11 protein-coding genes are annotated in these 16,475 nt (G+C 43.4%); 6 read left to right on the forward strand and 5 right to left on the reverse strand.

The features are described from left to right. Positions 1–177 precede the first annotated feature (177 nt). From F899_RS07360 to putA, 3 genes are all read right to left on the reverse strand, one after another. Positions 178–402: a hypothetical protein gene (locus F899_RS07360; RefSeq protein ID WP_008305254.1), complete on the reverse strand. Its 225-nt coding sequence runs from the start codon at positions 400–402 to the stop codon at positions 178–180. Positions 403–644: 242 nt separating this feature from the next. Continuing rightward, positions 645–1,727, reverse strand: a complete 1,083-nt coding sequence (gene trmA, locus F899_RS07365; RefSeq protein ID WP_005221794.1) for a tRNA (uridine(54)-C5)-methyltransferase TrmA — start codon at positions 1,725–1,727, stop codon at positions 645–647. 179 nt (positions 1,728–1,906) lie between these two features. Continuing rightward, entirely contained in the window at positions 1,907–5,659 is a 3,753-nt protein-coding gene (gene putA, locus F899_RS07370; protein ID WP_005221796.1) for a trifunctional transcriptional regulator/proline dehydrogenase/L-glutamate gamma-semialdehyde dehydrogenase, read from the reverse strand. Between the two features lie 118 nt (positions 5,660–5,777). Between putA and F899_RS07375 the strand changes: the two genes are divergently transcribed. Then, entirely contained in the window at positions 5,778–6,275 is a 498-nt protein-coding gene (locus F899_RS07375; protein ID WP_004812716.1) for an Lrp/AsnC ligand binding domain-containing protein, read from the forward strand. A gap of 55 nt (positions 6,276–6,330) precedes the next feature. Here the strand turns inward: F899_RS07375 and putP are convergent, their stop codons facing one another. Next, entirely contained in the window at positions 6,331–7,845 is a 1,515-nt protein-coding gene (putP, locus tag F899_RS07380; protein ID WP_005221798.1) for a sodium/proline symporter PutP, read from the reverse strand. A 409-nt stretch (positions 7,846–8,254) separates the two neighbouring features. Here putP and aspA point away from each other — a divergent pair, with 409 nt between their 5' ends. The 5 genes from aspA (at position 8,255) to F899_RS07405 (ending at position 15,990) form a co-directional block, all read left to right on the forward strand. Beyond that, positions 8,255–9,706, forward strand: a complete 1,452-nt coding sequence (gene aspA, locus F899_RS07385) for an aspartate ammonia-lyase (RefSeq protein WP_004894477.1) — start codon at positions 8,255–8,257, stop codon at positions 9,704–9,706. Positions 9,707–9,836: 130 nt separating this feature from the next. Next, on the forward strand, positions 9,837–10,196 hold the full coding sequence (locus F899_RS07390; RefSeq protein ID WP_004894481.1) for a hypothetical protein: 360 nt from the start codon (positions 9,837–9,839) through the stop codon (positions 10,194–10,196). Between the two features lie 122 nt (positions 10,197–10,318). Beyond that, positions 10,319–13,777, forward strand: coding sequence for a transcription-repair coupling factor (gene mfd, locus F899_RS07395; RefSeq protein WP_005221800.1), 3,459 nt, complete (start codon positions 10,319–10,321; stop codon positions 13,775–13,777). Between the two features lie 241 nt (positions 13,778–14,018). Next, entirely contained in the window at positions 14,019–14,453 is a 435-nt protein-coding gene (locus F899_RS07400; RefSeq protein ID WP_004894486.1) for an HIT domain-containing protein, read from the forward strand. Between the two features lie 58 nt (positions 14,454–14,511). Continuing rightward, positions 14,512–15,990, forward strand: coding sequence for an adenylate/guanylate cyclase domain-containing protein (locus F899_RS07405; protein WP_005221802.1), 1,479 nt, complete (start codon positions 14,512–14,514; stop codon positions 15,988–15,990). A gap of 140 nt (positions 15,991–16,130) precedes the next feature. Here F899_RS07405 and fdx read toward each other — a convergent pair whose 3' ends face one another. Further along, positions 16,131–16,469, reverse strand: a complete 339-nt coding sequence (fdx, locus tag F899_RS07410; protein ID WP_004812732.1) for an ISC system 2Fe-2S type ferredoxin — start codon at positions 16,467–16,469, stop codon at positions 16,131–16,133. Positions 16,470–16,475: the final 6 nt, after the last annotated feature.

Consider the following 16,475-nt stretch of genomic DNA (forward strand, 5'->3'; position numbering starts at 1 on the left):
GATGAAAAAAGTAGAAAGCTTAAGATTAAAATAGCCTAAGTATTATTGAGGATCATTACTTAACCGAGACAAGAGCTAGAGTAGGGCATACAGATTGAATAATGCTTCTATTTAAAAATTTCAGTCAATAAAAAAGCATTTGCTTTCACAAATGCTTTTTTAAATAAAGCCTGACCACTACTGTAATGGCAAGTGCTGCAGTTCATTCAGTTCCTTACGGCTATAGCCGCGAGAAGCGAGAACTTTTTTGATACCGACAATCACGTCTTCATCAGTTGCTTTTGCCAATGCTTCAAGAAGCTGTTCATTTGACTTACAAGCGCAGTCATTTTCAACACAAGCAATTTGATTCTTGTGTTCATTTTGTTGTTCAGCAGTGAACAACTTTTGCCAAAAACTCATAGAGCCTTCATACATGATCTAACATAGCTTGAAATATAGCCAATTAAATAAATAAAGCAATAGGACCTATGTGATAAAAGCAGCAAACAGTCTTTAAAATTTCCGATTGCAGCAGGTGTTTCAAACGATATTATTCAGTTGAAATAATGGAATTCATGTATAAGTCCATTATTTTAAAAACAAAAAATGGAGCTATTAGAAACTCCATTTATGTAACAAAAAAATAAATTGAAACAATATTTTTAGCATTTTTCCAGCAGCACACCTGACTCCACATGATGGGTATATGGGAACTGATCGAACAGGGCAAATTTAGTAATTTTATGCGTCTGAGACAGCTGTTTCAGATTGTCATGCAATGTATCTGGATTGCAAGAAATATAGATGATACGTTCGAAGCGCTGCAGTAACTTGAGTGTTTCATCATCAATACCGGCACGTGGTGGGTCGACAAAGACAGTATCAAAATCATAAGTTGAAATATCAATTTTGGCTTCTTGCAAACGACGGAACACACGTTCACCGTTATAGGCTTGGGTGAATTCTTCAGCAGACAGACGAGCCACCTGAATATTGTCAATACCGTTCTGCTGAATATTCCATTCAGCTGCATAGACTGAAGATTTCGCCAGTTCGGTCGCTAATACACGACGGAAGCGGGTAGAGAGTGGTAAGGTAAAGTTGCCATTACCACAGTAAAGCTCCAATAGGTCTTTATCAGACTGCTGTGCAGCATTGCATGCCCATTCCAGCATTTTCTGGCAGACTTGCGCATTAGGTTGAGTAAAACTGCTTTCAATTTGCTTATATTGATACTTGCGATCGAACACAGTCAATTCTTCAACAACATAGTCATCAGTTAAAATGACTTTCTGCCCACGACTACGACCAAAAATCTTAATATTGAGTTGTTCTGATATGGCTTTAGCTGCAGCTTCCCATTCAGCAGTCAGTGGGCAACGATAAACCAGTGATACCAACATTTCACCTTTTAAAGTGGCAAGAAAATGCGCTTCAAAGAGACGATTTGATAAAATAGGCTCAGCCTTAAGTGCTGCCAATAAGAGTGGCATTAAGGCATTAATACTGCGGTCGGCCACCGGAAACTCATCAATACGGATGACTTTTTTATTATTGTTCTCATCACGTTCAAACATGGCATAAAACAGGTCATCTTCAGTATGCCAGATCCGAAACTCAGCACGCATGCGATAGTACTGTTCAGGTGATTCGAATACTTCTAAAGCAGGTGGTTGATATTCGGCAAATTGCGCGCTAATGCGTTCAACTTTGGCATCCAGTTGTTGCTGATAAGATGAGGTCATATGCAGTAAAAATCGCAAATATTTTGAAAGCCAAGATGGTAGCAAAAAATTGCTGTTCTGCCTAAGACTATTCAGGGAAACAGGCTGGAAAAGCTGCTAAAAAAAAGGCCAAATCTACAAAGGGGAGAGATTTGGCCTTAAGAGGAAAGAAATTAAAATAAAATAAGTGATAAAGCTGCTTATAAGCCTGACATGGTCATCAGACTGGCATTACCACCCGCTGCTGCGGTATTAATGCTAATTGCACGTTCAATTACAAAACGTTCCACCGGAATCTCATAATTTCCGGAACTTAGATGAGTAATACCTACAATTGGACCTTGACGTGTTGCAATACGCTGCTGCAGATCAATCAGTGCAGAAGCATCACCATGATGCAGTACAGCTTCGAAATCACCAGATTCCATATCTTTAATCACTTTAATGGCCTTTACCACTTTTGCTGGCATACTTTGTAAATGTTTAAGTATAAAAGTATTGTCTGCCAGTACAGCCGGGCGACTACCCACCGATAAAATCGCCAGTAATTGCTGAATCTGATCAGCATCATTCGTTGCCAGAGATAATATACTTTCACGTGGCAAGATCATGTACTGGTTTTCTTCACCTGTTGGACCTTGCAGGCTAAAGCTGTGCCCAGTTGTGATTTTAGCCGGAGTGGTTAAGGAAATCGTTGGGAAAGTTTTATATACCCAAGCTTTAAATTCCTGTAGTAATGGATTTTCAAGCGTTGCCTGAGCAGAATTCATCGCATAAGGTTGAGCTAACTTTTTCTCGGATACCTGATGCATTAGACGGTAAATATAAAGTGGACCACCGGCTTTTGGACCAGTACCGGATAGACCTTCACCACCAAATGGCTGTACCCCAACGACTGCACCGACAATATTACGATTAATATACAGGTTGCCGACATGTGCTTTCGAGATCACAGTCTGCATGGTTTCATCGATCCGGGTATGTAGTCCCATAGTTAGGCCATAACCCTTACTGTTGATCTGATCTAGCAACTGTGGCAGTTGGCCAGCTTTATAGCTAATCAGATGTAGCACCGGACCAAAAACTTCACGTTCCAGATCATTCAGGTTTGGCAGTTCAATTAAAGTAGGCGGAATGAAGGTGCCTTGAGCCAGTTCAGAAGCATCCTGATTAAACATTAATTGATGGACTTTATGGCCTTTGCTGCGCATCTGATCAATATGCTTCTGAATGTTCTGCTGGGCATCGGCATCAATGACCGGACCAATATCGGTTTTGAGCAGAACTGGATTGCCAACTCGCAACTGCTGCATAGCACCTTTTAACATATGGCGTACAGTGTCCAGATTATCTTCCTGTACACACAATACACGCAGGGCGGAACAACGCTGACCAGCACTATCATAAGCAGAGTTAACCACATCCAGCACCACCTGTTCGGTCAATGCAGATGAATCGACAATCATGGCATTCTGACCACCAGTTTCGGCAATCAGGGTCACACTTTCACCAAACTGGTTTAACCGTTTGGCTACGGTTTTTTGCAGAATTTTTGCTACTTCGGTAGAGCCGGTAAACATGATGCCTTGAATACGGGAGTCTTGGCTCAGCTGGGCACCAATGGTTTCACCACGGCCGGGCAACAGTTGCAATACATCTTGTGGAATGCCAGCTTCCCAGAGAATTTGTACAGCTTGGGCAGCAATTAGCGGAGTCTGCTCAGCCGGTTTGGCAATTACCGTATTGCCCGCTACTAATGCCGCAGAAATCTGGCCGGTGAAAATCGCCAGCGGGAAGTTCCAGGGGCTGATACACAGTACGGTACCTAAAGGCTGGATATGGACATTGCCAGGTAAATCTGACATCTGGCCAGCATAATAACGTAGGAAGTCAATGGCTTCACGTACTTCAGCAATGGCATTGGCATAGGTTTTACCAGCTTCACGCGATAGCAGAACCATCAGGGGCAGCAGGCGTTGCTGCATCAGCTCGGCGGCTTTATTCAGATAGGCGGCACGTTCATCCTTTGGCAGATTGGCCCAGAAATGTTGTGCATTGGCAGCTTGGATCAGGGCAATTTCTGCCTGTTCAGTCGTTGCTTCATAAACGGTACCGACCACATCCTGATGCTGGGCCGGATTGATTACTTGTACAGTATTACTTGTATCTGGTTCTGAAAAAGCTGTGCCCATTGCTGCTGCCTGGAACTGGGTGTCAGCCAGAGTTGCTGCAACTTCATTTAAAGCATTGAGTTCCGCATCATTGGCCAGATCCAGTCCAGATGAATTGATACGTGTGCCATAAAGATCTTGAGGATAGGGAATATGAGGATGTTTGGCACCCAATACATTTTCCTGTTGAGCGGTCTTTATAATTGTCTGACGAGGATTTTCGATCAGATCTTCAACTTTTAAGCTCTTGTCCGCGATCCGGTTCACGAAAGAAGTATTGGCACCATTTTCCAGCAGACGGCGTACCAGATAGGCCAATAGGGTTTCATGATTGCCGACTGGGGCATAGATACGACATGGAATACCGAGCTTGCCAGCCGCTTTGTCACCGACCACATTTTCATATAGCGGTTCACCCATGCCGTGCAGGCACTGGAATTCATATTGACCAGCGTAGTAACGTTCCGGATTGGCGAGTTGGTAAATGGTGGCCACAGTTTGTGCATTGTGAGTGGCAAATTGCGGGTAGATATAATCGGGTTCTGCCAGCAGTTTACGTGCGCAGGCAATATAGGACAGGTCAGTATGTACCTTGCGGGTAAATACCGGATAATCCGCCATACCTTCGATCTGGGCTTTTTTGATCTCGCTGTCCCAATACGCACCTTTGACCAGACGGATCATCAGGCGTTTCTGGCTGCGTTTAGCCAGATCGATAATATAATCCACTACATAAAAGCAGCGTTTCTGGTAGGCCTGAATCACGAAACCAATGCCTTTCCAGTCATTAAGTGTCGGTTCAAAACACAGGCGTTCTAAAAGCTCTAAGGAAATTTCCAGACGCTCGGTTTCTTCCGCATCGATATTCAGACCGATATTGTACTTTTTCGCCAGAACCGCCAGATTCAGTACTTTGCTATACAGTTCATCATTAACACGATCCATCTGTGAGCGTTGATAACGTGGATGCAGCGCAGACAATTTGATGGAAATGCCCGGACCGTTATAAACATCTTTATCTGTTGATGCCTGACCGATGGCATGAATTGCATTTTGATAATCCTGATAATAACGTTCTGCATCCGGATCGGTTAGGGCTGCTTCACCCAGCATGTCATAAGAATATTGGAAACCTTTTTCTTCCAGACGTTCGGCATTTTTCAGGGCTTCATCAATGGTTTCGCCAGTCACAAACTGTTCACCCATCATACGCATCGCCACATCGACCGCCTTGCGGATAATGCCACGGCCACTGCGTGCCAAAAGGCCAGTTAACAGACTTGACAGGTTTTTCTGTTGTGGGGTTTCCATCAGCTTTCCGGTCAGCATCAGTCCCCAGGCCGCAGCATTGACAAACATCAGCTGGCTTTGCCCAAGATGTTCTTTCCAGTTGCCCTGATTGATCTTGTCACGAATTAACAGGTCGCGGGTCGCCGTATCCGGAATACGCAGCAAAGCTTCTGCCAGACACATCAATGCGATACCTTCCTGAGAAGACAGCGAAAATTCCTGTAATAGCCCTTGCACAATGCCGGCCTTGCCACCTGAACCTTTACGTTCACGCAAGGAATGCGCCAGATCAAAAGCCAGGCTTTGGATTTTGTCCGTCAGTTCAGAGGAAATGTCACTATGTTCCAGCAGGGTTTCCACGCACTCGGATTCTGCACGTCGCCATGCAGAATTAATGCGCTGTTCATATTCATTTTTATCCTTAAATTCAGCAATATAATTCGACTGCTGCATGGCATTCGAGTGCGAATTTGGGCGTAGGATGGTGGACATAGTGACTTCCTGTACTGCGTCAAACGGTTCTTTGAGTTGAATGAGTTTTAATCTATAATCCCAAAATAATTGACGAATATCTCACTATAGTTTGTATCATTTTTAGAGAATAATTCTAATGAATAGCCCATATGTAAGCCTTGACCGAATAGATATTCGTATTCTTGATTTGCTGCAATCTGAATCGAAAATTTCCAATATCAAACTGGCAGAAATGGTGAACCTGTCGCCAACAGCAGTACTGGCACGGGTGCAGAAATTGACCAAGGAAGGATTTATTCTCGGTTATGAAGCCCGTCTAAATCCGGTCAAGCTGAATAACGGTTTTGTAGTTTTTGTCGAGATACTGCTGGATAAAACTACACCGAATGTACTGGAAGAATTTTCTGAAGCAGTGCAGCATATTCCGGATATTGTGGAATGTCATATGATCAGTGGTGGCTTTGATTTTGTAGTGAAAATCCGCTGTGCGAATATGGATGAATTCCGTAAAATTTCCGGTGATATTCTGTGGCAGTTGCCGGGCGTAAAAGAAACCCGCAGTTATCCGGTGATGGAAGTAATTAAGGAAACCCAGCAGATCAAGCTGAAAGTACCTGCCAAAGCTAAAGTATAAAATGCTGATAAAACAAAAGGGACATAAAGTCCCTTTTGTTTTTGAAATAGAAAGACTATTTCTTCATTTCTGCCATTTCTTTTTGATATTCGGCTTTCGCCAGTTCAAAACGATTGACTACATCGTGACTTGGAGCTTTATCCAGCAAACTAACAATCACAATGCTAAGCGCTGCCAGAATAAAGCCGGGAATAATCTCGTACAAACCTGTATCGCCCATATAATTTTTCCAGGCAATTACGGTTACTGCACCTACTACCATGCCCACAATTGCGCCATTGAGAGTCATGCGTTTCCAGAACAGCGAGAAGATGATCAATGGACCAAACGCCGCACCAAAGCCTGCCCAAGCGTAAGCCACCAGACCGAGAACCTTGCTGTTCGGATTGATTGCCAAGGAAATTGCAATCAGGGAAATCACAATCACCATGCCACGGCCAACCCAGATCAGTTCTTTTTGCGAAGCATTTTTACGCAGGAAACCTTTGTATAAATCTTCGGTAAGAGTCGTAGAACAGACCAGCAGCTGACAGCTTAAAGTACTCATAATCGCAGCCAGAATTGCAGCCAGAACGATGCCAGCCACCCAAGGATTAAACAGGATTTTGGTCAGTTCCATAAAGACTGTTTCAGGATTCTGGTTCACGATCGCTGCAGCAGGTAAATCAGGATTTGCTGCAAAATAAGCAATTCCGATATAACCTGCAGACATTGCACCCACCAGACACAGGATCATCCAGGTCATACCGATACGACGTGCAGCGGGAATGGTTTTTACCGAATCTGCCGCCATAAAACGAACTAAAATATGCGGTTGGCCAAAATAGCCTAAGCCCCATGCCAAACTTGAAATAATCGCCACCATACTCAGACCTTCCAGCATATTGGATGCATGTGGACGGGCTGTTTCAAGCAATGTACCGACCTGTTGAGCATTATCACCCAATGCCAGATAGGTAATGATCGGAGTAATTAACAAGGCGAAAATCATCAAACCAGCCTGAAAGGTATCGGTCCAGCTGATCGCCAGAAATCCACCGATACACACATACAGAATCGTAGCAACAGCACCGAGCCAGAGTGCAGTGGTATAATCCCAGCCAAACAGGCTTTCAAATAAGCGTGCACCTGCAACCATGCCGGAAGCACAGTAAATCGCAAAGAACACCAGAATCACGATTGCAGAGAGCAAGCGTAAAATCCGCTTCTTATCCGAAAAACGGCTGGTAAAATAATCGGGCAATGTCAGGGCATTGTTCTGGTATTCGGTGTGGGCACGCAGGCGGCCAGCCACCAGGAGCCAGTTCAGCCAGGCACCAATAATCAGACCAATCGCAATCCAGACTTCAGACAAGCCAGACAGGTAAATTGCACCAGGCAGACCCATTAGCAGCCAGCCGCTCATGTCGGAGGCGCCTGCCGAAAGTGCAGTCACCACACTGCCCAGACTTCGCCCACCCAAAATATATTCATCAAAATTGGACGTTGCACGATAGGCGTATAAACCAATTCCAATCATGGCGACGATATAAAACAGAAAAGTAATCAGTGTCGGGTTTAGCGAGCTCATAGGCAGAGTATCCTTAAATATTGCACATCATCATCCGGGATGATTTTTTGTACTGCGTTCACAGGGCAGTGATTCAAACACGGTTTAAAAATTACACTCTGTAACAGTTAAGCAGTTTTTATGTATGCTTTATGTAAATTTGATTTTTTAAATAGAATAGTATGGAATTCAAAATGGCTAAATAAAGCCAAGAATAGTCTAATTTAGAGCTAAGAAGCTAATTTTTAATAAATAGTTAAAATCATTAAACTTTTGTTATTTTATTACACAAAGTTACAAAACTAACAGCAAATGCGAACTAGACATATTTTGTTGCAAATATCGCTTAAAAGATTTCTATTTGTTTCTGACCACTCCGCGCATAGTGGAAGAGCACCATCAAGGTGCATCATCGCCAAGAGTAAAAAATATGGACAATATGCTTCAAATTGACTTGAACAGAATCGAACAGGATTTATTGGGTAAAAAACAGATTCCACAGCATAGTTATTATGGAATTCATACTATACGTGCGCTGGAAAACTTTCAGATATCAGGTTTAACTGTAGGACAGCAATTACATTTTATTCGCGCTTTGGCACAAGTTAAAAAAGCGTCTGCACAAACCAATCTACATTTTCAGAAAATTTCAGAACAACAATGTGCAGCCATTCAGCAAGCCTGTGATGAGCTGATTCAACATCCGGAAAACTGGCAGGATGCTTTTCCACTGGATCCTTATCAGGGCGGAGCCGGGACTTCCATCAATATGAATGCCAATGAAGTGATTGCCAACCGTGCGCTGGAACTGATGGGGCATCGTAAAGGGGAATATCATATTCTGCATCCGAATGATCATGTGAATACATCGCAATCTACCAATGATGTCTATCCCACGGCACTGCGCCTGGCGACTTATACACGTTTAGATGAACTGCTCAATGTGCAAAAATCTTTGATTGATACTTTATATAGTAAGGCTACAGAATTTCAGTATGTGATCAAGATGGGCCGTACTCAATTGCAAGATGCTGTTCCTATGACTATGGAGCAGGAATTCCGCGCTTTTGCGACTTTATTAAAAGAAGATTTTAAGCTGATTGAGCAGATGCGTCAGTTATTGCTGGAAGTTAATCTGGGTGCAACAGCAATTGGAACTGGTGTAAATACACCAACGGGTTATGCCAAGCGTGCTGTAGAAACTTTGGCACACATTACTGGTCTGCCTTTAAAAGGCGCGGAAGATTATGTAGAAGCGACCAGTGATTGTGGCGTATTCATTATTCTGTCTAGCAGCCTGAAACGTCTGGCAGTCAAGTTGTCCAAAATCTGTAATGACTTACGTCTCTTAAGTTCTGGACCACGTACCGGTTTGGCAGAAATCCGCTTGCCAGAATTACAGGCAGGTTCTTCGATCATGCCAGCCAAAGTGAATCCAGTGATTCCGGAAGTGGTGAATCAGATTGCATTTCGGGTAATTGGCAATGACCTGACAGTTACCATGGCGGCAGAAGCTGGACAATTACAGCTCAATGTCATGGAACCTGTCATCGCGGTATCTTTAAATGAATCGATTCAATTGCTGACCCACGGTATGCAGACGCTACAGCAAAAATGTATTGCCGGTATTCAGGCCAATGAGCAGAACTGTTTAAATGCCGTGATGCGCAGTATCGGCATTATCACTTTGCTGGAACCACTGCTAGGGCATGCCATGTGTGATGAAATCGGAAAACAGTGTATTCGTGAAAATAAAACTGTGCCTCAAGTCGTACTGGAGCTGGGTCTGCTCAGTCAGGCTCAGTTAGATCAAATCTTTGCCTTTGAAAATCTGGTCTCGGAAGTACCTAGTGAGATCAATCAGTTAGAACAAGTGTCCTGAAGCTCTTAAGGCTTTGAATCACGATTTATAGGATCGTGCTGATTTTAACCATTTACCCCAAATCCAGTCTGTGGATTTGGGGTATTTTCATCTAGACTAGATAAATCCCACGATGAATTCGGAACATAGCATGTTTGATAAAATCAGCACTTTATTCAAATCAAATAAACCTTCTCCTCCACAGCTTTATCTAGAAGAAAATAATATTCAATATACCGAAGAAACTGGCTATATCGTAGATGGGATTAACCTGAATCAAGAGTTAGGTGAAAGACTAGAATATCTGTCTAACCGACGCATGAAAACATTTGATGATCTGAAAGAATTATATTTTACAGCCATGATCATTAATGAAAAAATTGATCTGGAAATTGCCAATCAACGTTTTAATTCAAGATTGGGCAATACTGAAGAAAACTTGCTGCAATTTAAAGTAATCGTAAAAAAGTTGAATGATTATTACCGAAATTTTCTGCGTGAGAAAAAATAGCATTTGAAGTGGAAAGAAACCATTATTTTCCTGATAGCAAAGACTGCATAAAAATAACGAAATGCGCAGATACCATCGTGATAGTATAAGGGACATGTTGTTTAGACTTTAAAGCTATATACATGTTCCAACAAGAAATTTCCCAACTCAATTTAAAACAACTCAAAGCTGGTGAACGACGCTGGTTAGGCAACCTGCAGGGATCATCCACAGCATTATTGCTGAAGGAAATTGCCAAGCAGCATAAACAGTTATTTGTGATTGTGGCACGCAATAATCAGCACCTTGGTCAGCTGGAAAGTGAACTGGAATTTTATGGCATCAAGCCGACTATATTTCCAGACTGGGAAATTTTGCCTTATGACCGTCTCTCTCCGCATCAGGACATTGTCTCTGAACGTCTGGCAATTCTTTCCAATATGCCGCAAACCGGGGTGTTGCTGTTATCTGCTTCTACGCTGGCACAGCGTGTAGCACCAAGCTCATGGGTATTGGGTGAACACTTTGATATTCGTGTCGGGCAAAAGCTTGATCTGGAACAGCAAAAGAAAAAACTGATTCAGGCGGGTTACCATCTGGTTGATACGGTATATGACCATGGTGAATTTGCAGTCCGCGGCAGCATCATGGACATTTATGCCTCTGGTCAGGATGCACCGATCCGGATTGACCTGTTTGATGATGAAATTGAAACGCTGAAATTTTTTGATCCGGAAACCCAGCGCACTACGCAAACTTTAGAACAATTTACCGTATTACCAGCACAAGAATTTCCACTGAAAGAAGGGCGCGCCACTTTCCGGGACCGTTATGGTGAGCTGTTCCCCACAGCAAATCCCAAGAAAAACCCGATGTATCAAGATGTCATGGATGGTATTGCTTCGCCCGGTATTGAATTTTACATGCCACTTTTCTTTAGTGCAGAAGCGATGCAAGCTTACAGCACTTTGGCTTCATACTTACCAAAGAATGGCATTGTCATTACAGATCGCGGTCTGGAAGAGTCATTAAACCAGTTTTGGGCTGAAGTGGTACGTCGTTATGAGGATCGCCGTCATAATGTGGATCAGCCAATTCTGCCTGCGGAAATGCTGTTTATCCAGACTAATCTTGTGCTGGAACAATTGAACCAGTTTGGTCGCATTATTGCCTCTCAAGATGTTTTTGATGAAAAAGCGGGTGTTATAAATCTGGATACTCAGACACCGCCACGACTGCCGGTCGATCCGAAACGGGAAAAGCCATTCATCGAAGTTAAAAAATATATCGATGCAGCTAATCATCCTGTTCTACTCGTGGCTGAAAGTGCAGGTCGCCGAGAAACTCTAAAAGATGCACTGCGTCCAAGTCTGGGGGATATCCCGACTGTTGAGAATTTTGATGCATTTGTCGCATCATTACATGCGATTGCCATTACCAGTGCACCTTTAGAACGTGGTCTGGTTTTGACTGATCGTATCGCTGTGATTTCGGAAAACCAGCTCTATGAACATCGGGTGGTACAGCGCCGTCGCAAGCGTCAACAGGAAGTATCCGAAGAATTCCTGATTCGCAGTCTGACCGAGCTGACCATTGGTGCCCCAGTTGTACATATTGATTATGGCGTAGGGCGTTATGCCGGCCTGATTACCTTGAGTATTGACGATCAGGACCATGAATTCCTGCAACTGGATTATGCCGATGATGCCAAGGTGTATGTACCAGTTACCAATCTGCATCTGATCAGCCGTTATAGTGGTGGTGATCCTGATCTGGCACCACTACATAAGCTCGGAACAGATGCCTGGAGCAAAGCAAAACGTAAGGCACTGGAACAGATTCACGATGTCGCAGCCGAATTACTAGATATACAGGCACGACGTTCATCCAAGCCCGGGATTAGTTTTGAGCTGGATCAAAGCCTGTATATGCAGTTTGCCAGCAGTTTTGCCTATGAAGAAACGTTAGATCAAGCCAATGCCATTGAAGCAACTTTATATGACATGCAGCAGGCCAAACCAATGGATCGTCTGGTTTGTGGTGATGTAGGCTTTGGGAAAACTGAGGTCGCAATGCGTGCTGCTTTTGTGGCGGTGCAGAATAACCGTCAAGTCGCAGTTCTGGTCCCAACCACTTTGTTAGCACAACAGCACTATGAATCCTTTAAAGACCGCTTTGCGGACTGGCCAGTACGCATTGAAGTACTGTCACGTTTCGGTTCTTCTAAGGCACATACTAAAACGATTGACGACCTGGCAGAAGGCAAAGTGGATATTGTGATTGGTACACATAAAATTTTGCAAGAAAATGTCCAGTTCAAGAATCTTGGCCTGATGATTGTCGATGAAGAACATCGTTTCGGGGTGCGCGACAAAGAGCGTATTAAAGCTCTACGTGCTGATGTAGATATGTTGACCCTGACCGCAACACCAATTCCCCGTACCCTAAATATGGCTTTTAGTGGTATGCGTGATCTTTCAATCATCGCGACACCACCAGCACGTCGTCTGGCAGTAAAAACCTTTGTGCAGGAACAGACCAATGACACCATTAAAGAGGCGATTCTGCGTGAATTGCTGCGTGGTGGTCAGGTTTATTTCCTGCATAACGAAGTGGATACCATTGACCGTGCTGCAGAAAGCCTACGTGAACTGGTACCAGAAGCGCGTGTCATTGTTGCCCATGGGCAAATGCGTGAACGTGAACTGGAGCAGGTCATGCAGCAGTTCTATCACAAGGAATATAATGTTCTGGTGTGCTCGACCATTATTGAAACCGGGATCGATGTGCCGAGTGCCAATACTATCATTATTGAACGTGCGGATAAGCTGGGGCTGGCCCAGTTGCACCAGTTGCGGGGGCGTGTTGGTCGTTCCCATCACCAGGCGTATGCTTATCTTTTGATTCCATCGATCAAAGGTTTAAAAGGCGATGCTGAAAAACGCCTGGATGCGATTCAACGGGCTTCAAATCTGGGCGCGGGTTTTATGCTGGCAACCGAAGATCTGGAAATCCGGGGTGCAGGTGAACTCTTGGGTGAACAGCAAAGTGGTTCGATGCAGGCGATAGGTTATAGCCTGTATATGGAAATGCTGGAAAAAGCCACCAAAGCCATTCAAAAGGGCAAGACACCGAACTTTGATGCACCATTATCTTTAACGGCAGAAATTAATCTGCATATGCCAGCCTTGATTCCGGATGACTATCTGGGGGATGTACATCAGCGTCTGCTGTTCTATAAACGTATCAGTAATACCGATACCCAAGACAAACTCGACAATATCCGTATGGAGCTGATTGACCGTTTTGGTATTCCACCACAGCCAGTGAAGCAGCTATTTGCAGTACATCAGCTTCGTCTGAAAGCAGAACAGCTGGGCATTACCAAAATCGACATTGGCGGTCAGGGCGGGCATATCGAATTTGCTCCGGATACGCCAGTGCAGGCCATGAGTATTATCCAGATGATGCAGAAACATCCGACCTATTTCCGGATGAATGGCGGGCAACGTCTGAAAGTCATGGTCATGCTCGAAGACTATCAGAAACGTATTCAGTTTTTAAACGATTTGCTGGATAGCCTGCTGAAAGAGCTGCATTAAAAAGGTTTTAAAAAATGGGTCAGAAAAGGAATTCTGACCATTCTTTTAAATCGATGGCGAAGTCACCCCTCAATGGAAAGAAAGTCTTGATTAATTTGTGTGATTCGGTAAAGTCTGAGTTGTGACCGAGTTCATAACAAATCATCCAAATTTGTATTTAAACACATTGCTCACAATATTCAGCTAGCACTGGATATGTTAGTATTAGCCATCATTCTAATTTTGCATCATTTATAAAGATATGTTTAGTTTGCATCCTCAACTTGCTCAAGATACGTTTTTTGTAGGCGACTTTCCTTTATCAACATGTCGTTTGATGAATGATATGCAATTTCCGTGGTTAATCCTGATTCCACGTGTGCCGGGCATTACAGAATTATATGAACTTAGCCAGGCCGACCAGGAACAGTTCCTGCGTGAATCAAGCTGGTTGTCTAGTCAGCTTGCGCGTGTATTCCGTGCAGACAAAATGAATGTGGCTGCATTAGGTAATATGGTTCCACAGCTGCATTTTCATCATGTAGTTCGTTACCAGAACGATGTGGCTTGGCCAAAACCAGTGTGGGGAACTCCTGCGGTTCCTTATAGCAGTGAAGTTCTTGCTCATATGCGTCAGACGTTAATGCTGGCTCTACGTGGTCAGGGAGATATGCCATTCGACTGGCGTATGGATTAATCTGATCCCATGCTGCAATCAGGCCTGTAAATTATACAGTGCTGCAAGGAGCAACTGAGTGCAAATAGACGATTGGGTACATAAAGAGCCGAAACAGTTTGAATATTTCCATCGACTGATGGGATATATCATGCTGTCGCTGGTCATCGTCGTTTTTCACTATACAGATCCTGATACGCAGTACCAGATTTTTATCCCGTTTTTCTTTCTTGCGATTATACTGGCTCTGCCGAAGCTGTCGCGCTGGCTCATCTATCGCTACAACACCAGTATCAAGCGTAATGTCTTCTTTGTGCTCGACATTGCTGTAATTGCAGTCATTCTTTCTGCAATGCATATGAGTCTGGTACTGTCTTTATTGGGACTGGTCGCATTGTTGTATACTGCAATCAGTAACAAAATTTCATTTTTGACGTTCTCATTGGCAAGCCTGATCGGTATTGCCATTTTTTATTTCTGCAATATTTTTATCTTTGGTTTTGGTGAATATTTTCAGCCAACCAGCAATGAGTTGACGGTTTTGGGCTTCCTTTGTCTGGTGACTTATTTTGGTGTAGGTAATTATTATCAAACCACGCGTGCACGTTTTATGGCGCAGAAAAAGAACCATTATTATGATCAGATGAACCGCTATATGGAATTTGCCAACCAGCTGAGCCGTTATGCACCCTTGCAGCTGTGGCAATCAATTATGAAAGGTGAGTCTGAAGCCAAGATTGAATATAAACGTAAGAAACTTACCGTATTTTTTTCCGATATTCAGGGTTTTACGGAACTCTCTGAAACGCTGATTCCAGATGACTTGGCCTTCCTGCTGAATGACTATCTCAGTCACATGACAGAAATCGCCAAGCACTATGAAGGCACGGTAGATAAATTCATGGGTGATGCGATCCTGATCTTTTTCGGTGATCCGCATTCTGATGGTGTTGAGCAGGATGCTAAAAACTGTCTGGATATGGCGATTGCCATGCGTCAGCAGATGAAAATCCTGCGTGAACGCTGGGTGAAAATGGGCTATCCACCGCTACATATCCGTATGGGTATTTCGACGGGTTATTGCCACGTTGGCAATTATGGCGCTAATCACCGTATGGCTTATACGATTGTGGGACGGGATGCCAACCTGGCAGCACGATTACAATGTGCTGCTGAAGTAGATGAAATCCTGATTTCTGAAGATACCCATACACTTATCAAGAATGACTATCTTTGTGCAGGAAAAAAACCAGTATTCCTGAAGGGGATTAAAGAGCCAGTACGTACTTGGCAAGTAATGGAGCGATTTACTTCAGAGAAAATTGATTATCAACGCTGGTTTGACTACGAATATAAAGGTTTCCATCTGTTACTTAATCTGGATGAAGTACAGAACTACGAATATCCTAAACTGGTCAATGTGCTTGAAAATATGATTAAGCGGATTCAGACCCAGCAGAAGATGACCAATTCACAAGGTATTGTAAAGTTAAAACTTGAAGATGAAGTCATTGAACATCTACCAGCGAGTACAGCAGAACCTGTGGTATTAGAATAAGAGACTGAGAAGCAGGAATATGAAATCAGGTCAGATCAATCAGAAAAAAAGACCAGTCGTGCGAGTTAAGAAAAAACAATCACCATAAAGATCAGATGTAAAAAAACCACGCTTGAGCGTGGTTTTTTTATGAAAATCACTTAGTGATTTTCTGAAGCGTGGTTGATGGTGTATTTGGGAATTTCAACTTCCAGATCTTCGTCCACCACTTTGACCTGACAAGACAAACGTGAATCAGGCTCAAGGCCCCATGCACGGTCTAACAGATCTGCTTCAACATCATTCATTTCTTCCAGGCTGTCAAAGCCACGACGTACAATCACGTGACATGTGGTACATGCACATGACATATCGCAAGCATGTTCAATCTTGATCCCGTTATTTAGCAGGCTTTCACATAAATTGGCATCTTGTTCAACTTCAAACTCAGCACCTTCAGGGCAAATTTGCGCATGTGGAAGAACTTTAATACGTGGCATAGTCTT

The sequence above is a fragment of the Acinetobacter sp. CIP 101934 genome, from assembly GCF_000369585.1.
GTDB lineage: Bacteria > Pseudomonadota > Gammaproteobacteria > Pseudomonadales > Moraxellaceae > Acinetobacter > Acinetobacter schindleri.

Coding starts and splice junctions, on each gene's coding strand:
- mfd (WP_005221800.1), top strand. CDS start 10,319: ATGTTCCAACAAGAAATTTCCCAACTCAATTTAAAACAACTCAAAGCT.
- fdx (WP_004812732.1), bottom strand. CDS start 16,469: ATGCCACGTATTAAAGTTCTTCCACATGCGCAAATTTGCCCTGAAGGT.
- F899_RS07390 (WP_004894481.1), top strand. CDS start 9,837: ATGTTTGATAAAATCAGCACTTTATTCAAATCAAATAAACCTTCTCCT.
- putP (WP_005221798.1), bottom strand. CDS start 7,845: ATGAGCTCGCTAAACCCGACACTGATTACTTTTCTGTTTTATATCGTC.
- aspA (WP_004894477.1), top strand. CDS start 8,255: ATGGACAATATGCTTCAAATTGACTTGAACAGAATCGAACAGGATTTA.
- putA (WP_005221796.1), bottom strand. CDS start 5,659: ATGTCCACCATCCTACGCCCAAATTCGCACTCGAATGCCATGCAGCAG.
- F899_RS07375 (WP_004812716.1), top strand. CDS start 5,778: ATGAATAGCCCATATGTAAGCCTTGACCGAATAGATATTCGTATTCTT.
- F899_RS07400 (WP_004894486.1), top strand. CDS start 14,019: ATGTTTAGTTTGCATCCTCAACTTGCTCAAGATACGTTTTTTGTAGGC.
- F899_RS07360 (WP_008305254.1), bottom strand. CDS start 402: ATGAGTTTTTGGCAAAAGTTGTTCACTGCTGAACAACAAAATGAACAC.
- trmA (WP_005221794.1), bottom strand. CDS start 1,727: ATGACCTCATCTTATCAGCAACAACTGGATGCCAAAGTTGAACGCATT.